Source organism: Pseudactinotalea sp. Z1748, assembly GCF_049725185.1.
Taxonomy (GTDB): Bacteria; Actinomycetota; Actinomycetes; order Actinomycetales; family Beutenbergiaceae; genus CALKWS01.
Window position 1 is genome coordinate 208,781 of record NZ_JBMPQB010000006.1, and the last position, 24,567, is coordinate 233,347.

19 protein-coding genes and 1 tRNA gene are annotated in these 24,567 nt (G+C 69.8%); 9 read left to right on the forward strand and 11 right to left on the reverse strand.

Going from position 1 to position 24,567, the window contains the following annotated elements:
- Positions 1 to 27 precede the first annotated feature (27 nt).
- Positions 28 to 99, reverse strand: a tRNA-Gln gene (locus tag ACO0LU_RS14350).
- Between the two features lie 201 nt (positions 100 to 300).
- On the opposite strand from ACO0LU_RS14350, the gene ACO0LU_RS14355 reads away from it, so the two are divergent.
- A complete protein-coding gene (locus ACO0LU_RS14355; protein WP_424792024.1) occupies positions 301 to 573 on the forward strand; it encodes an acylphosphatase in 273 nt (90 codons plus the stop codon).
- A gap of 120 nt (positions 574 to 693) precedes the next feature.
- Here the strand turns inward: ACO0LU_RS14355 and ACO0LU_RS14360 are convergent, their stop codons facing one another.
- The 3 genes from ACO0LU_RS14360 to ACO0LU_RS14370 form a co-directional block, all read right to left on the reverse strand.
- Positions 694 to 1,470: an HAD family hydrolase gene (locus ACO0LU_RS14360; protein WP_424792025.1), complete on the reverse strand. Its 777-nt coding sequence runs from the start codon at positions 1,468 to 1,470 to the stop codon at positions 694 to 696.
- Between the two features lie 13 nt (positions 1,471 to 1,483).
- Positions 1,484 to 2,995 carry a glutamate--tRNA ligase gene (gene gltX, locus ACO0LU_RS14365; protein ID WP_424792026.1) on the reverse strand — a complete coding sequence of 504 codons (1,512 nt, stop codon included), beginning with the start codon at positions 2,993 to 2,995 and terminating at the stop codon, positions 1,484 to 1,486.
- 124 nt (positions 2,996 to 3,119) lie between these two features.
- Positions 3,120 to 3,884 carry a fumarylacetoacetate hydrolase family protein gene (locus ACO0LU_RS14370; protein WP_424792027.1) on the reverse strand — a complete coding sequence of 255 codons (765 nt, stop codon included), beginning with the start codon at positions 3,882 to 3,884 and terminating at the stop codon, positions 3,120 to 3,122.
- A gap of 239 nt (positions 3,885 to 4,123) precedes the next feature.
- Here ACO0LU_RS14370 and ACO0LU_RS14375 point away from each other — a divergent pair, with 239 nt between their 5' ends.
- Entirely contained in the window at positions 4,124 to 5,539 is a 1,416-nt protein-coding gene (locus ACO0LU_RS14375) for a heparan-alpha-glucosaminide N-acetyltransferase domain-containing protein (RefSeq protein WP_424792028.1), read from the forward strand.
- A 56-nt stretch (positions 5,540 to 5,595) separates the two neighbouring features.
- On the opposite strand, the gene ACO0LU_RS14380 is transcribed toward ACO0LU_RS14375, so the two are convergent.
- Positions 5,596 to 7,053 carry a DUF222 domain-containing protein gene (locus ACO0LU_RS14380; protein WP_424792029.1) on the reverse strand — a complete coding sequence of 486 codons (1,458 nt, stop codon included), beginning with the start codon at positions 7,051 to 7,053 and terminating at the stop codon, positions 5,596 to 5,598.
- Positions 7,054 to 7,196: 143 nt separating this feature from the next.
- Here ACO0LU_RS14380 and ACO0LU_RS14385 point away from each other — a divergent pair, with 143 nt between their 5' ends.
- The 4 genes from ACO0LU_RS14385 (at position 7,197) to ACO0LU_RS14400 (ending at position 11,156) form a co-directional block, all read left to right on the forward strand.
- Positions 7,197 to 7,421 (forward strand): hypothetical protein, encoded by a 225-nt coding sequence (locus ACO0LU_RS14385; RefSeq protein WP_424792030.1) that lies wholly within the window; start codon positions 7,197 to 7,199, stop codon positions 7,419 to 7,421.
- Positions 7,422 to 7,552: 131 nt separating this feature from the next.
- Positions 7,553 to 8,305, forward strand: a complete 753-nt coding sequence (locus ACO0LU_RS14390; protein ID WP_424792031.1) for a SurA N-terminal domain-containing protein — start codon at positions 7,553 to 7,555, stop codon at positions 8,303 to 8,305.
- Between the two features lie 176 nt (positions 8,306 to 8,481).
- Entirely contained in the window at positions 8,482 to 9,606 is a 1,125-nt protein-coding gene (locus ACO0LU_RS14395; protein WP_424792032.1) for a hypothetical protein, read from the forward strand.
- Between the two features lie 287 nt (positions 9,607 to 9,893).
- Positions 9,894 to 11,156 carry an MFS transporter gene (locus tag ACO0LU_RS14400; RefSeq protein WP_424792033.1) on the forward strand — a complete coding sequence of 421 codons (1,263 nt, stop codon included), beginning with the start codon at positions 9,894 to 9,896 and terminating at the stop codon, positions 11,154 to 11,156.
- A gap of 14 nt (positions 11,157 to 11,170) precedes the next feature.
- Here the strand turns inward: ACO0LU_RS14400 and ACO0LU_RS14405 are convergent, their stop codons facing one another.
- Entirely contained in the window at positions 11,171 to 12,592 is a 1,422-nt protein-coding gene (locus ACO0LU_RS14405) for an L-lactate permease (RefSeq protein ID WP_424792034.1), read from the reverse strand.
- A 202-nt stretch (positions 12,593 to 12,794) separates the two neighbouring features.
- Here ACO0LU_RS14405 and ACO0LU_RS14410 point away from each other — a divergent pair, with 202 nt between their 5' ends.
- Positions 12,795 to 16,229, forward strand: a complete 3,435-nt coding sequence (locus ACO0LU_RS14410; protein ID WP_424792035.1) for an SNF2-related protein — start codon at positions 12,795 to 12,797, stop codon at positions 16,227 to 16,229.
- 18 nt (positions 16,230 to 16,247) lie between these two features.
- On the opposite strand, the gene ACO0LU_RS14415 is transcribed toward ACO0LU_RS14410, so the two are convergent.
- The 5 genes from ACO0LU_RS14415 to ACO0LU_RS14435 form a co-directional block, all read right to left on the reverse strand.
- Complete coding sequence (locus ACO0LU_RS14415; protein WP_424792036.1) at positions 16,248 to 17,666, reverse strand: plasmid pRiA4b ORF-3 family protein; 1,419 nt, start codon at positions 17,664 to 17,666, stop codon at positions 16,248 to 16,250.
- Between the two features lie 82 nt (positions 17,667 to 17,748).
- Entirely contained in the window at positions 17,749 to 18,678 is a 930-nt protein-coding gene (locus ACO0LU_RS14420) for a GNAT family N-acetyltransferase (RefSeq protein ID WP_424792037.1), read from the reverse strand.
- Positions 18,679 to 18,839: 161 nt separating this feature from the next.
- Positions 18,840 to 19,994, reverse strand: a complete 1,155-nt coding sequence (locus tag ACO0LU_RS14425) for an acyl-CoA dehydrogenase family protein (RefSeq protein WP_424792038.1) — start codon at positions 19,992 to 19,994, stop codon at positions 18,840 to 18,842.
- Between the two features lie 48 nt (positions 19,995 to 20,042).
- Complete coding sequence (locus tag ACO0LU_RS14430) at positions 20,043 to 21,311, reverse strand: AGE family epimerase/isomerase (RefSeq protein ID WP_424792039.1); 1,269 nt, start codon at positions 21,309 to 21,311, stop codon at positions 20,043 to 20,045.
- Positions 21,308 to 22,087: an SDR family NAD(P)-dependent oxidoreductase gene (locus tag ACO0LU_RS14435; RefSeq protein ID WP_424792040.1), complete on the reverse strand. Its 780-nt coding sequence runs from the start codon at positions 22,085 to 22,087 to the stop codon at positions 21,308 to 21,310. Before ACO0LU_RS14435 ends, ACO0LU_RS14430 begins: the two co-directional genes overlap by 4 nt.
- Before the next feature lie 50 nt (positions 22,088 to 22,137).
- Here ACO0LU_RS14435 and ACO0LU_RS14440 point away from each other — a divergent pair, with 50 nt between their 5' ends.
- Positions 22,138 to 22,893 carry an IclR family transcriptional regulator gene (locus ACO0LU_RS14440; RefSeq protein WP_424792041.1) on the forward strand — a complete coding sequence of 252 codons (756 nt, stop codon included), beginning with the start codon at positions 22,138 to 22,140 and terminating at the stop codon, positions 22,891 to 22,893.
- Positions 22,890 to 24,554, forward strand: coding sequence for an acyl CoA:acetate/3-ketoacid CoA transferase (locus tag ACO0LU_RS14445; protein WP_424792042.1), 1,665 nt, complete (start codon positions 22,890 to 22,892; stop codon positions 24,552 to 24,554). Before ACO0LU_RS14440 ends, ACO0LU_RS14445 begins: the two co-directional genes overlap by 4 nt.
- The last annotated feature ends 13 nt before the right edge of the window (positions 24,555 to 24,567 follow it).

Sequence of the window (24,567 nt, forward strand, 5' to 3'; positions counted from 1 at the left end):
CACGGGGTGCTCTGCACATCGTCGGCGCTGGGGTACCAGGACTCGAACCTAGACTAACTGAACCAGAATCAGTCGTGCTGCCGATTACACCATACCCCAAGGGGGTATGACGTCAGAGTGTCCCGCGCGCACCGAAACAACCCCGGACGTCCTACCAGCCGGTAACTCTACCCGAGCCCGGTGGCCGTGCCCAAACCAGTGGGGGTGGGAGATCTCACATGCCCGACGGCAACTGCGTCCTGGAGCCTGTCGGCGGCGTGCGCAGGTGCTCGGGCAGCCGGGATGGGTCACGATGGGCGAATGAATCAGATCGCCCGTCACCTGATGATCCGCGGCCACGTTCAGGGCGTGGTTTACCGCCAGAACTGCCGGCGCCGGGCCGAACGACTCGGTGTGGACGGATGGGTGCGAAACACCCCGGACGGCAACGTCGAGGCACACGTGCAGGGTCCTGTCGAGGCCGTGCAGACGTTGATCGACTGGGCCCAGGAGGGGCCCCGGCACGCCCAGGTGACCGAGGTGGAGGTGCAGGAGGCCGAGGCCCAGAACCTGCATGGATTCGAGGTGCGCTGACCGACCGAGCAGCGCCGTGCCAGTGCGGCAAGTGCCGGACGAGCCACGAACCGAGTGCAACGCCCGGACGGGTCCCGCCGGCCCTGGACCCGCGCTCGCTCTGCGTCCGGGTTCCTGCGGTCAGGGTTCCAGCAACACCGTGAGTTCGGACAGGCCGGCGATCACCTCGATGCCCTCCACGCGTGCCGCCTCGGGGTCCTCGGCGAAGGCTCCCCCACGCCGTCGACCGGGGCGGTCCAACCACACTCCACGCAGGCCCGCGGCGCGGGCGGCACGAGCGTCGAGGTCCAGTTCGTCGCCGACGTAGACCGTGGCGGTCGCGTCGGTGCCGAGCAGCCGGCAGGCCTCGGTGAAGACCCGCGGGTCGGGCTTTCCCACACCGAAGGTGTCCAGGGTGACCAGCAGGGGCACGTCATCGGCCAGGCCGCACCGACGCAACTTCCTCTCCTGCATCGCCCGCTGCGCGTTGGTCACCGCGCCGACAGCCAGGCCACGGCCGGACACCTCGCGTACGCAGGCCAGGGCATCCTCGAACGGGCGCCAGGCGGCCGCGAAAGCCTCGTTGTAGCGGGCGTCCCACCGCGCGAACAGGTCATCATCGTCGTGCAAGGGCGGACCGCCGAATGCCTCATGGAGTTCGGCGGCACGCGCCCGGCGCTGCTCGGCGTGCGTGATCTCGCCGCGGGTGAAGCGCCGGTAGTAGCCGCGGGCGTCGGCACGCCACAGGGCCAGCATCTCGGCGTGCTCCTCAGCACCGACGTGGGGCAGGTACTCCTGTGCGACGGCCTCGATCGCGGCCGCGAACGCCCCGGCGGTGTCCACGAGGGTGTCATCGACGTCGAACAGCACGGCCTCGACCCCGGCACCCGCGGCACCGAACGCGGGATCCGCACGCACGCCGTCGGGCCTGCTAGTCATCCAGGTGGGCGCGCAGGGAGCGCAGCCGTGCGAGCGACTCATCCTTGCCGAGGATCTCCATGGACTCGAACAGCGGCGGGGAGACCCGCCGGCCGGACAGCGCCACCCGCAACGGGGTGAAGGCGAACCGCGGCTTGATCCCCATGCCCTCCACGATCGCCTCGCGCAGGACGTGCTGGGTGTGGTCGGCACCGAAGTCCTGGCTCGGCTCCAGCGCGGCGATGGCGGCATCGAGTACGTCACCGGCCTCGGGACGCAAGGCGTTGAGCGCATCCTCCTCCCGGGGCAGGTCGGCGTGCGTGCGGAAGAGGAACCCGAGCATCCCCACCGACTCCCCCAGCAGCACCATGCGCTCCTGGATCAGCGGAACAGCCTGGGTGAGCACGTGCTGTTCACCCTCGTCGAGGCCCTCCCAGGTGTCCGCGCCGACCAAGCCGGCCTCGTGCAGGTAGGGCACCACCCGGGCGCCGAGCTCGGTCACGTCGAGCAACCGCAGGTGGGCGGCGTTGATCGCCTCGGCCTTCTTCACATCGAACCGCGCCGGGTTGGGGTTGACGTCGGCGATGTCGAACGCGGCCACCAGTTCCTCGCGGGTGAAGATATCCCGGTCCGGTGCGATCGACCAGCCCAGCAGGGCCAGGTAGTTCAGCAACCCCTCGGGCAGGAAGCCCCGCTCACGATGGGTGAACAAGTTGGACTCGGGATCGCGTTTGGACAGTTTGCGGTTGCCCTCACCGCGCACCAGCGGCATGTGCCCGAACGCCGGCACCGCCTCCGCCAGCCCCAGGTCGATCAGCGCCCGCCACAGCACCACCTGGCGCGGGGTGGAGGAGAGCAGGTCCTCACCGCGCAACACGTGGGTGATGCCCATCAGGGCGTCATCGAGGGGGTTGACCAGGGTGTACAACGGCTGACCGTTGCCGCGCACGATCACGAAGTCCGGGACCGAGCCCGCCGCGAAGGTGATCTGCCCGCGGATGAGGTCATCCACCACGATGTCGGTATCGGGCATCCGGATCCGCAGCACCGGGGTGCGGCCGGCGTCGCGGTAGGACTGCTTCTGCTCCTCGGTCAGGTCGCGGTCGAATCCGTCATAGCCGAGTTTGGGGTCCCGCCCGGCCGCCCGGTGGCGCTCCTCGATCTCCTCCGCGGTGGAGAAGGACTCATAGGCGTGCCCGGCGGTAAGCAGTTGGTCGGCAACGTCGGCGTAGATGTCCATCCGCTGCGACTGCCGGTAGGGCCCGTGCGGTCCGCCGACCTCCACGCCCTCGTCCCAATCCAGGCCCAGCCAGCCCAATGCGTCGAGCAGCTGGTGGTAGGACTCCTCGCTGTCCCGTGCGGCGTCGGTGTCCTCGATCCGGAACACGATCCTGCCGCCGTGGTGGCGGGCGTAGGCCCAGTTGAACAGGGCGGTGCGGATCAGGCCGACGTGCGGGGTGCCGGTGGGTGAGGGGCAGAACCGCACACGCACAGCGGCGCCGGTTGCGAAGTCTGGGGTAGCCATGATCCCCCACCCTATCGAGCAACTCGCCCCGCCTAGATCCTCGTCTCAGCGCCCAGATCGCACGCCTGGTGACGACACCGGCTGCACGCCGGCGACGTCTACAGGCGAGGTGGCAGGACCGCGACTAGCGCCGCATCACCGGGTTTCCCAGGGTCCCGATGCCCTCGACCTCCACCTCCACGCGCTGACCGGCCTCGATCGGGCCGACCCCCGCGGGTGTTCCGGTGAGCAGGACGTCGCCGGGCAGCAGGGTGAACAGCGAGGAGGCGTAGGCGATCAACTCCGGCACCTTGTGCACCATCTGGGCGGTGGAGCCGTCCTGCCGCAACTCACCGTCCACCCGGGCCCGCACCCGCAGGTCCGCCACGTCCAGGTCCATCGTGATGACCGGACCGAGGGGGCAGGAGGTATCGAACATCTTGCCCCGGGTCCAGGTCTTGTCCTCGGACTGCACATCGCGCGCGGTGACGTCGTTGGCCACCGTGTAGCCGAAGATCACATCGTCTGCGCGCTCGGCCGGCACGTCCTTGCAGATCCGGGAGATGACGACGGCGAGCTCGGCCTCGTGATGCACCTCGCTGGAGTAGGACGGCAGCAGGATCGGGTCATCTGGTCCGACCACCGCGGTGTTCGGCTTGAGGAACACCAGCGGCCGTTGCGGCACCTCGTTGCCCAGTTCGGCGGCGTGCTCGGCGTAGTTGCGCCCGATCCCCACCACCTTCGACCGGGGGATCACCGGGGCGAGTAGCCGTACCGAGTCGATCGGCACCCGCTGGCCCGTGGGGTCGATCGGGGTGTACAGCGGGTCGCCGGAGAGCACCACCAGGTCGTTGTCGTCGACCGCGCCATAGCGCGGGTCATCACCGAGGGCGAACCGTGCGATCTGCATGATTCTCACCCTACTGCCACCGCCCGAGCCCCCCACCAGCCCGCATGGGGCCCGCATGACCCGCACGACCCGCGCAACCCGCACGACAGCAACCCACGCGGCTCTTCGTGCACCGCCCCAGTCGCCCGTCCACCACCCGAGCCCGGTCGGGTGTGCGGTGAGACCGGATCCGCAGATCGCCGGTCTCACGGGCACATGCCCGGTCTCGCCGCGCCATGCCCAGTCGGTACCGTGGGCGGATGCAGACGAGAGCGCGCACGCGCATCGTAGGGGTCGACACCGCCCGCGGGCTGGCGGTGCTGGGCATGTTCGTGGCGCACCTGGGGATGGAGCGCCACAGCGAGATCTGGACCACCACCGGCTGGTTCTTCCTGGGCGATGGGCGGCCCTCGGCGCTGTTCGCGATGCTCGCCGGGATCGGACTGGTCTTCATGACCCGCCGCGCCCAGGACGACCCGGCCAGGTTCGCCTTCCAGCGCGGTCGGATCCTGCGCCGGGCCCTCATCCTGTACCTCCTCGGCTACGGCCTGGTGTTCCTGGGCACCCCGGTGGCGGTGATCCTGCCCGCCTACGCGGTGTTGTTCGTCGTGGCGGTGCCGTTCCTACGCATGAGCGCCATGGCGGTGCTCGGGTGCGCCGGCATCGTGCTCGCGATCGGACCGCAGATCCTGGTCCTGACCCGGCACGCCTTCCACGGTGAAGCCGGCCCGGTGCACGAACTGGCGCTGCTGCCCGGCTTGGCCGAGGTGTGGTCCGGCTACTACCCGGCGATCACCTGGTTGGCCTACATCCTGGTGGGCGTAGCGGTGGGCAAGACCGACCTGCGCTCCCCGAGGGTGGCTACCGCCCTCCTTGGTATCGGGTCCGTGGTTGCCGCGCTGGGCTACGGCGCCGGAGCCTTCGCCGAAGGCGCTCTGGTCGGACGGGAAGGCACGATCGCCTTCGACCTGATCACCATCGAGCCGCATGCCAACTCGACCCCGGAGATGCTTGGCAACGCAGGCTTCGCCGTGGCCCTGCTGGGCCTCTGCCTGCTCGCGATGTCCCTGGCGCCGCTGCGCGTGATCGCCACTCCCCTGAACGCCGTCGGGGCGATGTCGCTGACGATCTACAGCCTGCACATCGTCTATATCGCCATCCTGGGCGCCGACGCGGTCTGGTACCCGGTCTCGAACTGGCCGCTCATCTGGTTGGTGCTGGCCAGCCTGGCATTCGCCCTCATCTGGCAGAAGACCTTGGGCCAAGGACCGGTGGAACGCCTGCTCGCCCGATTGATCGGTTCCCGCCGCCCACCGGCGTCCGGACCGGGACCCACGCCCCCCGGATCGCACCATCAGGCTTCGCCGCAGTACCCGGCACCGGCGCAGCACCACGTTCCTCCTCCACCAGGGTCCGCCCAGTACCAGGCGCCGCAACGGCCCAGAGCGTCGACGACGCCACCACCTGCCCCTGTCCCCCACTACCAACCTCCGCAGGCAGCGCCGGTGCAGCACCCGCCCCACCAGCAGCACCCCTACTATCCTGCGAGCCCCGACCCGCAGACCCCAGCAACACACCAGGTCCCCGTGCAGCACCAGAGTCCACCGCCGGACCCACCACCGGCACCGCCATACCCACCGGCCGCACCGACACCTCCACCGCGACACCGGGCCTAGCCGCACCGGGCAGGCCTGGGACCCAGCCGCGGGCGGCCGGGTGCGGGGCGGGCTAGTCAGGTGTGCCAGGTGACCCCGGCGTACGTCACGGTGGCCGTGACATCGTTCGCGTGCACATAGGTGTGGTGGCGCCCGCAGAGGAGCGCACCGTTGTCCAGGTCGGTCGGGCCGCCATCGGCCCAATGCCGGACGTGGTGAGCATCGCACCATTGCGGAGGAATCGTGCAACCCGGGTACGAGCAGTGCTTGTCACGATGCCACAGCGCCCGATGCTGTCCAGGGGTGAACAACCTCTTGTCGTGTCCCATCTCGAGGATCTGCCCCTCGGTGCCGAGCACGGCCGGAATGATGGAACCATCGCAGGCCAGCCGTCGCACCGTCGTCGGGGAGAGCACGTGTCCGGTCATGGTGATACCCGCACCATCGACGTCCGCGGTCAGTGCGGTGAGCGGAATCGTCACCATCACCTGTGCCTTGGTCGTCTGCGAAACACCCTCCGGAGCGGAGACACCGCGCCGAACGATCGTCAGGAGCGCATCGGCTCGCCGCTGGGCGGGCGTTCGCGGATCGGCGGCGCCGTCGTCGTCCTTCTCGGGCGCCGACAACGCAGAGATCGCCGCATCCACGATGGCCGCGCCTTCGGGCTCGACGACGAGGCGGTACTCCGTCAGGTCCTCACCCACCGGGAGGGAGTGCAGGGAGCGGAAGGTTCGCCCACGCCGTTCGGACTCCTCCTTCTCCCGGGCAGGTTTGATGATCTTGCGCGAGGTCCCCAGGACTACCCGCAACTGTCGGTCGGTCCAGCCGTGCTTGCGGATCACCGACTCCGGATCCCGGTCGATCCCCAACGCATCCCGTGCCAGCCCGCGTGGGCCGAAAGTATCGGTCGCGCCCTGATTGATCGTCGCCATCGCCGCGGCCAGCGCGTCCGGGGGTGAGTGCGGAGCCACCTCGTCGTGGAACTGCACGATCGCCGCCGCCCGCGAGGGGCCCAACTCTGCCCGATCGAATGCGGCCAGCGTGCCGCGCAGGGGCGCGTCCTGCTCGGCCTGCCCGTCGTCGGGCTCGGCCTGCCCGCCGTCGGCGGCACCGTTCTGCGCAGGATCAGGCTGGGCGACGGCGCCACCGGCCTCCTGGGCGCCACCTGGCCCCGTGCCCAACCCGGGCCCGCCGTTCAGCGTCCGGGCCGCCTCGGCCAGTCGCACGGTCATCAGGGCGTGCCCCACCGGGGGTGTTGGTGCTTGCCGACCTTGCGCCTGGGTCAGGTAGTCCACGGGTGTCAGGCACCGGTCGCGCGGAATCCCTCGGTCGATCACCTCGGCCGTGGCGCGGACCTCGGCCCGCGACAACTGGTGCCGTACCCGGCCCAGTGCACCCAACACCTCCACCAGGTCACCTTCGGGAACGCGCCACCACTCCCCCTGGGCCAGGGCGTCCAGGGTCAGGGCCATCTGCGCCAGTAGCGACGGCGCCTGCGTCACCGTACCGACGTCGATGGTCTGGTTATTGGCCATGGAACAACCGTACTAACGACCACCGACATTCGGTCGCCGAAGGGTTCCCGGGACCACGGCGGGCGGTCTCACCCTGGTGGACGCTCAATGAGGCCGGTATCCCTCAGGAAGCATGCACCTCAGCCAGAGCCGGGGAGGCGACCATGGCCAAGGATCGCCAGGCGAAGCGTGCTGAACGTCGGCGTGTGCGCGCCGCCCGCAAGATGTGGGACCAGGACCCGAGGAACCGGGAGCGGGAACGAGAACACTTGGCCGTCACGTGCGCGGAGCGGGTGTGGTCGCATCTGCGGAGCCAGGCGGCCCTCGGGCCCCGCGCGAACCTCAGTTCGCCGAACCCGCCCGGTGGGATCCTGATCGGGCGCTACTGACCACTGCACCCTGCGACCACCGCCAGCTGCGTGACCAATCCCACCACCCCGGCCCCGCCGTGAGGCCTGGGGTTCGGCGATCTGTGCGTGTTACGGTGCCCGGTCCGTCCTCTTTGAAAGGAACTCGCACTGTGACGAGGAAACTGCTGGCCACCGCCGCCACCGCCGCCGCCCTGATCGCCCTGGCCGCGTGCAGCGAATCCGCCCCGCAGGACCCCGGTGCCGAGGACGCCGAGGCACCGGGGATGGAAGAGCAGGACGGCATGCCCGAGATGCCGGAGATGCCCGAACCCGACATCGAGGACGTCCCCGACGTGGTCGCCACTGTGAACGGCACCGACATCGCCGGCGATGAGTTCGTCACGCTGTACCAGATGCAGTTCCAGCAGATGGCGATGGAGTCCCAGGCGTCCGGGCAGGAGGTCGACCAGAACGAGTTGAAGTCCCAGACGTTGAACTCCATGGTCGACAGCGAACTGCTGGTCCAGGACGCCCATGAGCGCGGATACGAGGCCAGCGAGGAGGACGTCGAGGCCCTCCTGGACCAGACCGCCACATCCAACCAGATGGAGTCGGTGGAGGAGTTGCTAGGCGTCTACGCCGAACAGGGCGTCACCGAGGAACAGGTCCGAGACGATGCCCAGACCCAGTTGCTGGTCCAGGAACTGGTCGAGAACGACATCGAGGTCGACGAACCCACCGACGAGGAGGTCGTCGAACTCTACGAGTCCATGGGTCTGGGTGAGGACGAGGAGAACGGTTACGAACTGGAGGAGATCCGCCCGGAACTGGAGGCACAGGTGCGTAACCAGAACCGCTCCGAGGCGGTCGGAGCCCACGTGGATGATCTTCGCAGCGACGCCGAGGTGCAGACCTACCTGTGACCCGGTCCCGGGAACCACGCCACGGGCACGATCGACGCGCGGCCGGCCCCGCTCGGTAGGGGCACCCGCATGGGACCAAGGCCCCCTGCCGGCGCCGGAATACCTCCATAGGCTGGTGCCATGCCCACCTGGGTGAGGCGCACGCCCCATTCCGTCCCAGTCAAGGAGGAGGCCCCATGGCCCTGCACACCGACATCCCCACCTCGGCCGACATCGAGCGGCTCGCCGCCGTACGCAACGAGCCCTGTGTGTCGATCTACCTGCAGACCTCACCGGTCAGCGCGGACAACGAGGCGGCTCGCATCGAGTTGCGCAACGCGATCAGCGACGCCGCCAACCAGTTGACCGAAGCCGGGGTGGAGCGTCGCCTGATCGAGGCGATCACTGAGCACGCCGAGGCGCTGCGCGCCGATGCGTCGTTCTGGAACTACCTGTCCAACTCCCTGGCGATCTTCCTCACTGCCTCCGAGACCCACACCTTCCGACTGCCGAGCACGTTGACGAGCGTGCACGAGGTCTCCGACCGCTTCCACATCAAGCCGATCCTGCGCGCGGTCACCTTCCCGCACACGGCTTTCGTGCTTGCGTTGTCGGCGAACGCTACCCGGTTGGTGGAGATCACCGCGGACTCCCCCGCGTTCGAGGTCTCGGTGGACGAGTTGCCCGAGAACCTCGAGGAGGCCGTCGGCGGCACCGATGATCCGAACCGCCAATCCTTTGCTCGGATGTCCTCCGGGGACACCGAGCGGGTCCGGCTCACCCAGTACGCCCGGATGGTCGATCGCGCTCTGCGCCCGCTGCTTCCCGACGTGAGCGTGCCGTTGATCCTGGCCGCGGCCGAACCGCTGGCCAGCATCTACCGGTCGGTCTCCAGCTCCACGAACCTGGCCGGCGAGGGCATCGAAGGGAACCCGGATCAACTCGACGACGCCGCCCTTGCGGAGGCGGCGCGGGCGATCATGGACCGGCTCTACGCCGAAGAAATCGCCGCCGTGGCGCAGGATCTGAACGAGGACTACCCGCGCGAGCGGGTGGCGCTGGACACCCAGCAGGTGGCCCGGGCCGCCACGTTCGGGGCCGTGGACACCCTGCTGGTGGATATCGACAGCCACCAGGGTGGGTTCCTGGACGAGGCCGACGGCGCGCTGACGCTCTCCGCCTCCCCCGATGCCCTGGACTACGGCGTGGCGGACGAGATCGCCCGGCGGGCCCTGCGCACCGGCGCCAGGGTGCTGGCGGTACGGGCCGAGGACATCCCCGGGGACGGACCGGTCGCGGCGCTGCTGCGCTACCCGATGTGAGGGCCGCAGGGCCTGCGTGCACCCACCAGTGCGCGTGCGTCCACCAGGGCCTGCGTGCGTCCAGCCGTGCCCATGCACCCGCGCACACACCCAGCAGCGCACGCACCCCGCCGTGCGTGCACCCGCCCGGGTGAGGCTGGATCACCGAAGGTCAGGCACGACGACGACGGGCCGGGGCGGCCGGAGAAGCGGAACCGCCCCGCCCGCCCACCTGGTGAACGCGGCGCGCGGGATCACCGGACCGCGGCGTAGCATGCCCTGGACGTCACGCCTGCAAGAGAGGATCCATGCCCACGCCCCGGACCCCACGAGCCCGTGGCGGGCAGCCACCGATCTGGACGCGCGACTTCACCCTGGCCACAAGCACGAACCTGCTGTTGGCGATGGTGTTCATGGCCTCCATCGTCACGATGGCCCCCTACGCCGTCCGGGAACTGGGCGCGACCGAACCGCAAGCGGGTGCGGTGGCGAGCATCTTCGTGGTCGGCGCGCTGCTCACCCGGCCCTTCGCGGGGCGATACCTGGACGTGCTCGGACGGCGGCGCATCGTCGTCGTCGGGATCGGACTGCAGGTGGGCGCACTGGCGCTGTACTTCCTCGCCGACACCCTGGCCCTGCTGCTGGTGGTGCGGGTGCTGCACGGGATGGCCTTCGGGCTGGTCAACACCGCGATGGCGGCCTCGGTGATCTCCCTGCTGCCGCCACGGCGCCGCTCCGAGGGCACCGGCTACTTCGGGATGAGCGGCGTGATCGCCGGCGCGGTCGGCCCGCTGTACGGGGTACCGGTGCTGATGGGACCGGGCCCACAGGTCCTGTTCGCCGTCTTCACCGGGCTGGCGGTGCTGGCATTCAGCCTCTCGTTACTGCTGCGGCTGCCCAGTCCGCCCGCCCCAGCCCCTCGCCCGCGTGCGCGGGCACGGCGACGCTCGGTAGGCCCGGTGCTACGGTCCCTGCTCGAGCCGACCGTTATCCCGGTGGCCTCGGTGATGCTGGTGGCCGGGGCGGCCTTCTCCTCGGTGATGACGTACATGAGCCTGTACACCCCATCGCTGGGGATGGAGGAGATGACCACGGTGTTCTTCGTGGTCTACTCCGCGTCGGTGCTCCTGGTGCGGCCCTTCGCCGGACGTCTGCACGATTCCCGCGGGGACAACACCATCATCTACCCGTCGCTGCTCTCCCTCGCGGTAGCCCTGGCCGTGATCAGCGTCGCGCGCACGCCGGCGGTGCTACTGCTCGGTGCGGTGTTCCTCGCGCTCGGATTCGGCACCCTGATGAGTTCGATGCAGGCCATCGCGGTAACGCTGGCCCCACGGGACCGGGTGGGGGTCGCCACCGCGACGTTCTTCCTGATGCTGGATATCGGCACCGGCCTGGGCCCGATCCTGCTGGGCTTCGCGGTGGCCTACCTGGGGTATTCACCGATGTACCTGGTGATGGCGGCGATCACGCTGGTGGCGGTGGGACTGTACTACCTGACGCACGGTGGCACCCCGAACCGTCGGAGCGGACCGCTGCCGGACGATCCGCCCGAAGTCGGCGATCAGTAGGGCACCCGCCGCACTCATCCGATCAGCAGCGTCGCGGCTCCCAGGATCGCCACGGCCACCGTGATCGCCCCTGCCAGCAACGCGACGTAGCGCGCAGGGAACCGCTCCCCGGCAGGTAGGGCAACCGCCGTGGCGAGCGCGATCCGTGCGGGTGAGGCGTTCATCCCGAACGACGCGGCCACGTTCTGGGCCGCCAGGGGAACCATCGGGCTGGTGTCCAGCCCGAGGGCGGCCGTGGTGGTGGCGGTGGAGAACATGGCGGCCGAACCCGTGTTGGAGCCGGTCAGGTAACCACCCAGGGCGCCGATGGCGGGGATCGTCGCGAGAAATCCGATCCCCATCTGTGCGGCAGTGACCGCCAGGTAGTCGGCCATCCCGGTGACAGCCATCACGATGCCCAACGCCAGGAACATCACCGCCGTGCCACCGGGGCGCAGCCAGCGCCTCAGCACCTGGATCGCCATCCCCGGACGCTCCACCCTCGGGATCCCGAGTAGCACCGGAGCCAGCATCGCGGAGGCCATCAGCCACAGCGCCGGACTGGACAGCCACGCCAGTCCCGCCGGATCCCCCGCGATCGCCAGCGCGGCGGTGGTCACCAGGATCCCGCCTACCAGCATCAGGTAGGGCCGAACGCCCCTGCGCAGCCGGGTCGTGATCGCCGGGAGCGGCCCGTGGCTGATGCGGGTCAGGACAAGCAGCACCACGATCACCACCAGCGCGGTCAGTACACCGGTCAGCGGCGGACCCACCAGCAGGCTCGCCCCGATCAGGCCCGCCCACTGAAGCGCCACCACGACGGCGGCGAGCACCACCTGCCGTGCACCGACCCGACCACCGGCCAGGGCCAGCACCCCGACCATGCTCACCACCAGCACCGGAAGACTCAGCAGCGCCGACCACACACCGAGTTCGGCGAAGTCCACCCCACCCAGTCGGGAGGCCACCAGCATGCCCGGGGCCAGCGATCCCCAGGGCGCGGTGACCATGCCGAGCAGCCCCACCGTCACCGCCCGCACCGGTGCCAGTCCGTGCCTGATCAGCAGCGGTGCGGAGATCACCAGCCCGATCCCGAACCCCGTGACAGCCTCGAGGAACGGGGTGAGCCCGTAGACCAGGAGCAGCAGCGACACGGTGCGGTCCTGGCCGGCCTCCGCGCGATCGAGCCAGTCGGCGATGGCGTCCTGCCCGCCGCTGCGGGCCATCGCCTCGGCCAGCCCCAAGCCGCCCAGGATGATCAGCGCCACCGCGAGCACGGTCGGGCCCATCTGGGCCGCCGTCGCCGCCACCGCCTCACCCGTGGGCGTGAATACGGTGGAACCGCCGAGCAGGGCGACCGCGAGTCCGGCGAGGCCGGCCCAGAGGGCGGGGATCCGGACGGTGAGCATCCCGAGGACGACGGCGAAGGGCGCCAGGGCAAGGATGAGTTCAGTCATGTTGTGGCTCGGCAGGTGCCGGGCCAGATGTCGGTGACCACGGTGATCACCGGCCCGGACGGCCCGGTCAGTATCGCCCGGCGCCGCAGACGCCGGCAAATAGCGATTGTCCACCACCGCCCTGCCCCGCTCCTGCTATCCACCACCGCCCTGCCCCGCTCCTGCTATCCACCGCTGCCGCAGGCACCGAGGTTAGATGTGGGTGGCACCATCTAACGTGGACGGCGTGGACACCGGCATCGAACTGATCGGGATCGTGGGCCCCAACACGTTCACCCGGGGCCGGGCCTACGCACGCCAGGGCCGGGCCGAGGTCCTGGAGCACGACCATCGGAACCGGTACGTGGCCGGCACCTGCCAGGGGTCGGGCGGACGCACCTATCAGGTGCGGGCCGAGTATCAGGTCACCTCGCACGGGAACGTCGATGAGATCGAGGGGCAGTGCACCTGCCCGGTGCAGTTCGACTGCAAGCACGCCGTGGCCCTGCTGTTGACCGCGCGGCACCACACCCGAGAGCCCGGCCGTGCGCCCGCGCACTGGCAGAGCGTGCTCACCGAGGTCTTCGGAGGACCGCAGCCCGCCACCTCCTCACTGGCCCTGGCGGTGGAGTTCGACCCGCCGGCCGCCGGTGCACCTCATCACTTTTCCTGGGCGGGCCGTGCCGAGGACGGCGCCTTGCGGGTGCGGCCGATGCGGCCGGGAAAGCGCAAGGCCTGGGTGAACGCCGGGGCGACCTGGTCGAGCGTGCGGGGCGGCCACATCGACGGTGCCGCCCGGTCCCAGGTGGACGCCCTGGACGCCCTGCGCCGGATGGCCAACCAGTCCGACCCGTGGTCGATGGGTGAGCCGAACTGGATCAGCTTGGACCGGATAGACAACCCCGGCCTGTGGCCGATTCTGGAGCAGATCGTGGCCTCCGGCGTGGAACTGGTTGCCACTGAGTACCGCACGGTCATGATCGAGACCGAGCCGGGTACGGCGCCGATCACCGTGACCGAACGCGACGGCGAGATCCGGGTCGGCACCGTGCTCACCCATCCGGACGCGCCGGAACCCGGGCAGAGCCTGGCCGCGATCGGTACCCCGCCCCACGGCCTGATCTGGACCGATGATGCAGGTCTGCACCTGGCTCCCCTGAGCCGTCCGGCGAGCCCGGCCTGGTTCGCCCTGCACCGCACCGGCGCCCCGGTGCGCGTCCCAGCGGCCGACCGTCGCCAGTTCCAGCGGGAGGTGCTGCCGCGCATCCTCCGGGAGGTCTGGATCAGTCCCGATGACAGTTACATCCCGCCGCCGCCTCCTACCCCGGCGCTGCACCTGGAGGTTCAGGTCGCCGCCGGCACCGACGGCGTACCCGCCGCCTCGCACGAACCGGCCACACCGCAGGCGGTGCTGGCCTGGTCGGTGCACTACCGGGACGAGCACGGCGAGGGGTACGGCCCCCTCGACCTGCTCGCTGAGCCGATGGATCCGCGGCGCGAGGCCGAGGCCGAGCGGGCGCTGTGCGCCCGTGCTGCGGCACTGCTGCAACCACTGCCCGGCACGGTCGCCGACGAGCGGCCACGTCCGCGCGCGCACGTGCAGGGGCTGGCCGTGGTCACCCTGGTCGGTGAGGTCCTTCCGCAGTTGCAGGAGGCAGGGGTGGTGGTCACCGCGAGTGCGCTGCCGACGTTCACCCACGCCGGCGAGCCGACGGTGCAGGTCTCGGTCACCGAGGCAGGGCGGGACTGGCTCGATCTGGACGTCACCATGGCCGTGGCCGGGCGGGAGGTGCCGATCAGTCACGTCATCACGGCCCTGACCCGCGAGCTCGATGCCCTCTTCCTTCCCGATGGCACCTATGTGCTGCTGGACGACCCCGAACTGGAACAACTCCGGGCGCTGCTGGCCGAGTCCCGCGAGTTGGGTGACCAGCGTCGCAAGGCACTGCGGGTTCCACGCGTGCAGGTGTCCTGGTGGGAGGAGTTACTGGCCCTCGGCCTGGTGTCCGCCTCGGAGCATGAGTGGTTCCGGGCACTGCGGCGAGCGGCGCAGCACCGGCCCGACCCCCCGCCGGTCCCGGCCGGGCTGCGCGCGTCGCTGCGGCCCTATCAACAGTCGGGCTATGAGTGGTTGGCCACCCTGCGTCGCAGCGGACTGGGCGGGATCCTCGCTGATGACATGGGGCTCGGTAAGACGGTGCAGGTGCTGGCGATGATTCTCGATGAGCGCACCCAGGCCGCCAATGTCGCAGCGATCACCGCAGGCGAGGAACCTGCCGGCTCCGAGATCATCCCCTCCGCACCGGCAGTGCTGAATCCGCCGGAGCCCGCAGAGACGGCCCCGCATGGACCGTGGCTGGTGGTCGCGCCCACCTCGGTGGTGCCGAACTGGGTGGCCGAGGCCGCCAAGTTCACCCCGGATCTGCGCGTGGCACAGGTCAGCGCGACTGGGGCCCGCCGCGGGCGCACGCTCGCCGAGGTGGCCGCCGAGGCCGACGTCATCGTCACCTCCTACGCGCTGCTGCGCCTGGAGGCGGCCGAGTACGCCGACCTGGACGTGGCCGGCCTGGTACTCGATGAGGCCCAGCACGCCAAGAACCACACCTCCAAGGCGTTCGCGAGCGCCAAGAAGGTCGCCGCCCCGCTCACCTTCGCCGTGACCGGCACACCCCTGGAGAACACGCTGGAGGAGTTGTGGGCGATGTCGGCGCTGGTCGCACCGGGTTTGTTGGGTAGCCCCGCACAGTTCCGAGCGGTCTACCGCCGCCCGATCGAGAGCGGGCAGGCGCAGGCTCCGGACCTGATGTCCCGGCTGCGTCGCCGGATCGCTCCGTTCCTGTTGCGGCGCACCAAGGACCAGGTCGCCACCGACCTGCCTCCCAAGCAGGAGCAAGTGGTACCGGTGGAACTGAACACGGCACACCGGCGGGTGTACGACAAGCACCTGCAACTCGAGCGCCAGCGGGTGCTGCGGCTGGTGGAGGATCTGGACCGCAACCGGGTGGAGGTCCTGGCCGCGCTCACCCGGCTGCGACAACTGGCCATCGACGCCTCCCTGGTGGACCCGGAGACCACGGCACAGAGTTCGAAGCTCGAGGTGTTGCTCCCACTGCTGCACGAGGCCGCGGCGGAAGGGCACCGGGTGCTGGTGTTCTCCCAGTTCACCCGGTACCTCGGCCGGATCGCCGAGCGGCTGCGGGCCGAGGGCGTGGGCTATGCCTACCTGGACGGGTCCACCAAGCGCCGGGCTGCAGTGATCGAGGGTTTCGCCAAGGGCGATGATCCGGTGTTCCTGATCAGCCTCAAGGCCGGCGGGGTTGGTCTGAACCTGACCATGGCCGATTACGCTGTCCTGGCCGATCCGTGGTGGAACCCTGCGGTGGAGGCCCAGGCGGTGGATCGCACGCACCGGATCGGGCAGCGCCGGCCGGTGATGGTCTACCGGCTGGTGGCCACCAACACCATCGAGGAGAAGGTGTTGGCCCTGCAGGAGTCCAAACGCGAACTCGTGGCCGGGGTGCTGGCGGAGGACGGCGAAGGTGGCACAGCCGAAACCGCCGCCGAGGCTGGGGCCACATTCTCAACCGCACCGGCACCGGCGCGGACCACCAAATCCGGCGCGCTCAGCGCCGCGGAACTGCGCGAACTGCTCGCCTGAGCACGTGCCGGGTGCGCCTCAGGCGCGTAGCGCGGCGATCAGCAACTCCCGCCCGTGAGCGGTGGGGGTCCAGAGCAGGTCCCCACGGGAGTGCGGAAGCACACCACAGCGTCGCAGCACCGTCAGGGTCAGGTAGCCACGCAGGCGCACGTCCAGCCCGTCGACCAGTCCCTCATCGGTGCGCCAGCCCAGCGCCGAGACCGCATCGGCCAGTCTGTGGTCCACCCGGGCCCGCTCCCTGCGTATCCGGTCGGATCGCTCCGCCGGCTCCAGGGCATCGAAACGCGTCACCAGTTCCGCCTCCGCCACGGGTTGCCCGGCCAGGTCGAGCAACATCACCATGGCGCACGCCCGGTCGAACTCGGTGCGGCCCAGCGGGAGCCGGCCCACCACGTGCCGCCACAGCGCCACCGGGTTGTCCATGAGACTCTTGCCGGCAGTGGTCAGCGACAGCGCGCCCTTGGCCTTGCGCGCCAACCCGAGGGCCTGGACCGTCTCACGGAATTCCGTCACCCGGGGCGAGTATGACTCCCGGTTGTGGGCGCCTGGACCCTCCTGGTGCAACTGCAGCCGCTGTGCCACGGCCGCTACGTCGGCCGGCCGGAGATATCCGGCGGAGGTCAGCCGCAGGCCGTCGGTGCCGGTGTGCCGCAGGAACCAGATGAGCGGGTCCATCATCGCCACGTAGGCATCGGGGTCAAGCCGGTTGGTGTGATCCAGACGCGCGAGGTGGGCCATCCGCGTCAGCAGCACCGAGCCACGGGCCTCCGCCTCGGCCATCACTTGCGACAACGGAGCACCGATGGCGGGCAAGGGCGTGGTGACGGCACGGACCCGGGCGTCGGCGGTCCGGACGTCGAATCGGTCCAGCAGGGCGAGGATCCGGGCCGGTTCCCGGGAGCCGAAAGTGAGGTGGATGACCTCCCGCTCGCCCTCCTCCAGATCAGCGTCGGGGTCCTGGGCCAGTGCGGTCAGGTTCCGCCGCAAGCGCATGTAGCCGGGGGCTCCGCCGCAGTCCTCCGGCGGGCCGGCGCGCTCTCCGTCCACAACGTGCGCTGCGTCGTCGTCGGCTGCCTCGTCGGTGACCTCCACCACGGTGAGGGAGTGCTCCCACCCGTCCCCGAAGTCGTAGAGATACGTCGCCCGCGCCCCCTTGCCCGGTAGCAGATCGGCCACGGTGGCCTCGGCTTCCTCCTGCACGGAGGGCGCTTCCGGGAGCGAGGGCTCGAACACGTCCGGGGACTCCTGCCAGGCCTGTACGTGCCCGCCGGCAGCGGTGCGGCGGAAGGCGTGCAGGTGGGAATCCATCCACCCCATCGCCTCCTGCAGCACGCAGTGCAGGACCGGGAGCGGTTTGTCGGCACCGATGCTCACCTCCCGCCAGATCGGCGGGGTGACATCGTCCAGGTCAATCCGGACACGGTAGGTGGTGGGCACCGCCCCATCGTGCCCCACCTGAAACCGGATCGTGGCCTTATCGGAACTGCAACCCGCACGCGACATCGGCGGCGCGATTCGATCAGTCGACGTCGCGGATGTAGCGGGAGATCACCCGCACCTCCTGGTAGCCCACCGAGCGGTAGAGGCGGTCGGCGCCGGTAGGGCTGGTGGAGTCCACCTCCAGTTCACTGAGGCGGTACCCGGCGTCGCGCGCCGCCCGCAGGGCCGCGATCAGCACGTCCTTGGCCAGGCCCTGGCCGCGCACCTCCCGGCGGGTTCCCACCAGGTTGATGTGCACAACCCCGGGTTGGTGCTCCCCCGCGATCGCGTAGGCCAGCACCCGGTCGCCGTCGCGGATCACCCGCGAGAGTTCTGGCCGCAGGGTGGACATGGTGGCGAAATGCTCCCAGTCCGAGGCGGATACCTCACTGTGGTTGCGGTGGTCACGGAAGGAGTCGTTGTGCGCCTCGCGGATGCCATCCTGCGTCGCTACGTCCGGGGCGACGGCGCGGGTCGCCGTGCCCGGGTCGGTCCAGGCGGCAAGGTCCACCTCCATGGTCAGGAAGTAGTTGTCCGGGGTGTAACCCCAGGCCTCCAGGAGGCGCTGGGTGGGTGAATCGGCCAGGCCCCCGGAGGTGCGCAACCGCACCGGAGCGCCGGGGAAGCGCTCGGCAGCCAGAGCCAGTGCCCGCTCCTGCAACCAGGTGAGCAACTGGGTGCCCAGGCCCTGGCGGCGGTGGTCGGGGTGGATGTGTCCGTGCGTGCCCATCAGGGCCCGGCCCTCCACCAGCGTCTCGCGGCTGGACACCACGCCGGCACCGATCAGGTCCGTGCCCTTCCACACACTCATGGTGTCGGTGCCCGGATCGAATCTCGGTTGGTTGAGGAAGTCGGCCTGGGCGTCCTGGGTGATCACCTCCCCGGTGCCATCGGCGCGGGCCACGGTGTTGTTCAACTCCGTGGCTGCCGCCACATCGTGCCGGGTCAGAGGCCGCCAGATCAGATCCACGGCGTCGACCTTAGCCTGCCCACGCACCGCAGCGGACCGGGCCGTGGGGTGGGGACACACACGTGCGAACCGACGGGGTCAGTCGCCTGGGTGAGCCGGCCGAGCAGCGACTCGGGCGAGCCCACGAGGGCGTGGTCAGGCGAGCCCGCCGAGGGCATGGTTCACGCGAGCCGGCCGAGCAGGTCCCGGGAGATGATCAGGCGCTGCACCTCGCTGGTCCCCTCATAGATCGTGGTGACCCGGGCATCGCGGTAGAGCCGTTCGGCCGGAACCCCACGGATGTATCCGGCCCCACCCAGGATCTGGACGGCATGCCCGGTGGTGCGCACCGCCGTCTCGCTGGCGAACAGTTTGGCCATCGAGCACGCCACCCCGGCCTCCTGACCGGCGTCCAGGCGCGCGGCGCCGGACTCCAGCAGCAACCTGGCGGCCTGATACTCGGTGGCCATGTCCGCCAGGGTGAAGGAGACGGCCTGGAACGCCCCGATCGGCTGGCCGAACTGACGCCTGCCGACCGCGTAGTCGCGGGCGGTGTCCACCGCTGAACGGGTGATGCCGTTGGCGAGCGCACCGATCCCCAGGCGCCCCTTCTCGAGCACGGACAGGACCGCCCCGAAGCCGGTTCCCTCGGCGCCGAGCAGGGCGGTGGCGGGCAGGCGGACATCCCGGAACACGAAGCCGCCCACCGGGGAGGCCCGCTGACCCATCTTGTGCTCGGTGTAGGCGCGCTCCACACCGGGCTGGTCCACGTCCACCAGGAACATCGACATGCCACCGCGCTTGCGCTTGGACGCATCCGTGACGGCCAGCACCATCGCGAAGTCGGCCACCGGTGCGTTGTGGATGAACACCTTTTCCCCGTTCAGGATCCAGTCATCGCCGTCGCGGCGGGCCGTGGTCGCCACGCCCCCCAGATCGGAACCGGCTCCGGCCTCGGTCAGTGCGTAACTGCAGCGCAGCGTGCCGGCCAGCAGCCCGGGCAGGTACTGCTCGCGTTGGTCGGGGGTGCCGTGCGCCGCCAGCAGCGAGGCCACCAGTTCCACCAGCCCGCACTGGTCGGCCACGCTGGCGTATCCGTAGGAGAGTTCCTCCATCACGGTGATGTAGTCGGCGACTGTTCCGCCGGCACCCCCGTCGTCCTCGTCGATGGTGATGCCGAAGAGTCCGAGCCCACCCATCTGCTGGTAGATCTCACTCGGGAAACGCTCGGTCTCGTCGAGTTCGGCCACCAGCGGTGCGATGCGGGCTGCGGCGAATTCGCGCACCATCTCCCGCAGGTCGTCGCTGGTTCCGGTCAGATCGGGGTGCGCCGTCATGGGACTCTCCTTCGGGGTGACGGTCGCGTCCGCGCCGTCGGTTCGGGGCTACTGCTGCCCATCGGTTGCGCCGCGGCCACGCCAGCGCCCGCGAGCAGGTGGTTCGGGAAGGTGGACGCTTGTGCCGGCCAGCGCTCCGGCCAGCGACCGGGCCGGTGGCAGGACCGGCAGCAGGCAGGCCTGCACGGCGTGGTAGATGTCGGCCTTGCCGGGCCTGATGCGCGTGGAGGGCCTCAGGTCCGGGCCGAGCTCGTGGTGCCAGGAGCCCCCGACGGTATCGATGTGGTGCTCCCCGGCGTAGCGCCACCACCGCTGCAGCCAGGTGGGGTACTCGAGCAGTTGGGTGGTCTGACCCAGCACGCTCGCGGCTGCGAGCGCCTCGCACAGGACCCAATGCAGCCGGTTGCGCACGATCGGCTCACCCTGCCAGTCCACGGTGTAGACGAACCCCTGCTCGCCGTCAACAGCCCAGGCGTCGGTGACGGCGCGGTGGAACAACTGCTCTGCCGCAGCGTTCAGGTCCGCATCGCCTTGCCCCAGGTGCACCAGCAGCCGGGCCCACTCGAAGGAGTGCCCGGGCGTGGCACCGTAGGGCTTGAACGGGTCCTCCCGCTGATCGGCGCTGTGCTCCAGGTCGGGCTGCCACTGTTCGTCGTAGTGCTCGGGCAGGCGCCACTCGTGATCGCGGGCGGCCACGACCATCCGCTCGGAGATCCGGTGGGCCTTCTGCGCCCAGCGCCCGTCACCGGTGGCATCGGTGGCCGCCAGCAACGCCTCCACCGCGTGCATCGCCGAGTTGGCCCCGCGGTAGGGGCTCAGTGTGGTGAAAGTGCGGTCCCACTCCTCCACCGGCGCGCCCTGGGTCTCGTCCCAGAACCGCTCGGTGAACACCGCCAGGGCCTCGGCGAGGAGAACCCGCGCACCGCGCACCCCGGCGATGGTGGCCGAGGAGGCCGCCAACACCACGAAGGAGTGCGGGTAGGCCCACTTGTTCGGCTGCACCGGCTCCGCGGTGGTCTCGTCGACCGCGGTGAACCACCCGCCGTGGTCGTCGTCGCGGAAGACGTCGTTGATCGCAGCGATTCCGTGGCGCGCCATCTCGGTGGCGCCGCGGTGCCCGGCGAGCGCGCCGAGGGCGTAGGTGTGGGTCATCCGGCAGGTGACGTACAGCATCCGCGGGCGCCCGGGCATCGGCACCCCGGTGGTGTCCAGCCACCCGAACCCGCCATGCGGCAGTCGGGCGCCCGCACCGAAGTCCAGCAGATGCGCGACCTCGGTGAGCATCTCCTGGCTCAGTTCCGTTTCTGCCACGATCACGACATCACCCCGCCACCGTTGACGTGCACGGTCTGACCGGTGATGAAGGAGGCCTGGTCGCTGAGTAGGAACCGCACCACCGGGGCCACCTCCTCGGCGAGGCCGAACCTGCCCTGGATCATCCGCACCGTCTTACGGGCACGCCACTCCTCGGGGTAGCCGGCCGTCATCGCCGTCTCAAGCGGTCCGGGCGCCACGGCATTGCACCGGACCCGTGGACCCAGTTCGTGGGCCAGCGCGCGGGTCAGGCCGACCAGCCCCGCCTTGGACGCGGTGTAGGCACTCGCCCGCGGTCCTCCTGCATAGGCCAACTGGGAGGCGATCGAGACGATCGCGGCAGAGGGCCTTCGCCGTAGGTGCGGCACTGCCGCCCGGATCACCCGGTGCGCCCCGTCCAGGTTGACCGCCATGGTGCGCGTCCACACCTGCGCCGCACGCTCGTCCGTAACACCGACCTCCTCCATCACCCCGGCGTTGTTGACGAGGGCATCCAGGCGGCCCCACACCCCCGCGGCGGCCTGTACTCCGGAATGCACCGAAGCCTCGCTGGTGACGTCCATCGCCACCGGGTGCACGCCGTCGTCGGTGGGCTGCCCGTCGTGCAGGTCGGCGGCCACAACCCTAGCGCCGCCCGCCCGCAGGGTGGCGATCAGGGCGACGCCGAGGGCTCCGCCGGCACCGGTGACGAGCACCACCTGGTCCTCCAGGCGGGCGAACGCATCGGGGACCACGGAACCGGGATCGCGATCTTCGGCTGAGGGGGTAGATCGAAGCATTCCTGCATGCTACCGTCTGCCTTCTACTCGACGGGAGGGCTTTCCGCTCCATGGAAACGGACAGTATGTTGGCGAAGGGGCTGCGCGTCCTGCGGCACCTGATGCAGCATCCGCACGGGCAGGGCGTGAGCACGATCGCCCGCGCTCAGAACCTGCCGGTCAGCACCACCCACCGGATGCTGTCGACCCTTGTCGCCACCAATTGGGTCACCCGCTCCCCCTCGGCCACCTACCGGCTCGGACCGCAGATGTTCCTGGCCGTGGAGGCGATGCACGCCTCGAGTGGCCTGAGCGACATGCACAGCATCCTCACCGACCTGGCCGACAGCGTCGGGGAGACCGTGATTCTGGGCACCTTGATCGGTCAGGAGTTCATCTACCTGGACGTGATCCACGGACCAGGGCTGTTGGGAATCAAGGGCAGCGTGGGCCAGCGTGGGCCACTGCACTGCACCGCGATCGGCAAGTCCCTACTCACCGCCCTGCCCTCGCCGCAGCGCGAAGAGTTGATCCAGACCTTGGAACTGCGCAGTTTCACCGCGAACACGATCACGGACAGCGCCGACCTGTCCGCCGAGATCGATCGCAGCGTCCGGCGCGGCTACACCGAAGCCAACGAGGAGAACGAGGTCGGCGTAACCTCGGTCGGCATCCCGGTACCGATCCAACACGATCCCGATGGCCGATACGCCATGTGTGTTTCCGCACCCACCCAACGCGCCGGAGCAGACCGCCGGCGCGACTTCCTGGCCGCCCTGACCCGATGCCGGGATGTGTTACGCACTGCAGGAGTGAGTCCACGATGAGTCTTGCCCCATCGATCCCCGCCACCTCAGACGTGGCACACCCGCGTGGCCAGTGGAGTTCCAGGCCGGTGCTGTCGGCGGCCGAGGTCGCCGCGCGCATCCCGGCCGGGTCCACGGTCTTCGTGGGCGGCTCCGGCGGAGGTCTGCAGGAACCGGGCCGGCTGTTGGCCGCGCTCGAGGAACGCTTCACCACCGATGCCGCTCCGACCTCCCTGACCATCTGGCACTGCTCCGGTATTGGTGACCGGGAGAGCACCGGACTGAACCACCTGGCCCACGAGGGCCTGGTCAAGCGCGTGGTCGGTGGGCACTGGGGCATGGCGCCCAAGATGGCCGACCTCGCCCAGCGTGACGTGATCGAGGCCTACAACCTGCCGCAAGGAGTGATCGCCCAACTGCTGCGCGAGACCGGAGGGAAGCGCCCCGGCCTGGTCACCGGTGTCGGCCTGGGTACGTTCGTGGATCCCCGGATCGAAGGTGGCCGCTTGAACGCGGTCACCACTGAGGAGATCGTCGAGGTGGTGAAACTGGCCGGTCAGGAGTACCTGTTTTATCCTGCACCCCGCCTGGATGTCGCCCTGTTGCGGGCCACCTGTGCCGACGAACTGGGCAACCTGTCCTTCACCGAGGAAGCCTCGATGCTGGAGGCCTTCTCCGCCGCCCAGGCAGTCAAGGCCAACGGGGGCAGGGTGTACGCGCAGGTGAAGTACCTCACCGAGGCCTACGCCATGCATCCCCACGCCGTGAAGGTGCCCGGCGCGTTGGTGGACGGCCTCGTGCTCGCCCCGGACCAGCCGCAGACCTCCCGGCAGTACTACCAGCCCGCCTTCACCGGAGCCGTGCGCGCCCCGGCCACGAGTCTGCCGGTACTGCCCGTCGGGCCGCGCCGGGTGGTCGCCGAACGGGCCGCGGAGGAGATCAAGCCGCACTCGGTGGTCAACCTCGGCGTCGGGATGCCCGACGGGATCGCCCAGATCGCCTCCGAGCGCGGGCTGACCAAGACCCTGGCCTTCGCCGTCGAGCACGGCCACCTCGGCGGCATACCGGCCGGTGGGGTGGAGTTCGGCGCCGTCTACAACCCCGCGGTCAGCATGGACGCGGCCTACCAGTTCGACTACTTCGACGGCGGCGGGTTGGACATCGCCTTCCTCGGGGTGGCCGAGGTGGACCAGTACGGCAACGTCAACTCCTCCCGGCCCAAGGGCGCGATCTCCGGGGCCGGCGGGTTCATCAACATCACCCAGGGCACCAGGCGGGTGGTGTTCTGCGGTTCATTCACGGCCATCGGCGCCAGGTTCGACATCGGCGACGGTCAGTTGCGTGTCACCACCGAAGGTCAGGTGCACAAGTTCGTCGAGGAGGTCTCCCAGATTACTTTCAGCGCGGCCCGGGCCCGGGAGTTGGGCCAGGAGATTCTCTATGTCACCGAACGCGCCGTGTTCACCCTCGGGGAGGAGGGCCTGGAACTGATCGAGATCGCTCCCGGGATCGATCTGCAGGCCGACGTCCTGGACCGGATGGACTTCACCCCCATGGTCCGCGACGTGTCCGTCATGGACGCGAAGTTCTTCCAGCACCCCGACCCCGCGCCCGCCGTCCATCACCCCACCACACCGCCCGCAACCCACCCGCAGCCCACCCACGAGAAAATAACTCACTGAAGAGAGGTTCACT

Bases quoted from the DNA above. Each gene is read 5' to 3' on its own strand.
- ACO0LU_RS14355 (WP_424792024.1), top strand. From the start codon at position 301: ATGAATCAGATCGCCCGTCACCTGATGATCCGCGGCCACGTTCAGGGC.
- gltX (WP_424792026.1), bottom strand. From the start codon at position 2,995: ATGGCTACCCCAGACTTCGCAACCGGCGCCGCTGTGCGTGTGCGGTTC.
- ACO0LU_RS14370 (WP_424792027.1), bottom strand. From the start codon at position 3,884: ATGCAGATCGCACGGTTCGCCCTCGGTGATGACCCGCGCTATGGCGCG.
- ACO0LU_RS14375 (WP_424792028.1), top strand. From the start codon at position 4,124: ATGCAGACGAGAGCGCGCACGCGCATCGTAGGGGTCGACACCGCCCGC.
- ACO0LU_RS14380 (WP_424792029.1), bottom strand. From the start codon at position 7,053: ATGGCCAATAACCAGACCATCGACGTCGGTACGGTGACGCAGGCGCCG.
- ACO0LU_RS14385 (WP_424792030.1), top strand. From the start codon at position 7,197: ATGGCCAAGGATCGCCAGGCGAAGCGTGCTGAACGTCGGCGTGTGCGC.
- ACO0LU_RS14395 (WP_424792032.1), top strand. From the start codon at position 8,482: ATGGCCCTGCACACCGACATCCCCACCTCGGCCGACATCGAGCGGCTC.
- ACO0LU_RS14400 (WP_424792033.1), top strand. From the start codon at position 9,894: ATGCCCACGCCCCGGACCCCACGAGCCCGTGGCGGGCAGCCACCGATC.
- ACO0LU_RS14405 (WP_424792034.1), bottom strand. From the start codon at position 12,592: ATGACTGAACTCATCCTTGCCCTGGCGCCCTTCGCCGTCGTCCTCGGG.
- ACO0LU_RS14425 (WP_424792038.1), bottom strand. From the start codon at position 19,994: ATGACGGCGCACCCCGATCTGACCGGAACCAGCGACGACCTGCGGGAG.
- ACO0LU_RS14435 (WP_424792040.1), bottom strand. From the start codon at position 22,087: ATGCTTCGATCTACCCCCTCAGCCGAAGATCGCGATCCCGGTTCCGTG.
- ACO0LU_RS14440 (WP_424792041.1), top strand. From the start codon at position 22,138: ATGGAAACGGACAGTATGTTGGCGAAGGGGCTGCGCGTCCTGCGGCAC.
- ACO0LU_RS14445 (WP_424792042.1), top strand. From the start codon at position 22,890: ATGAGTCTTGCCCCATCGATCCCCGCCACCTCAGACGTGGCACACCCG.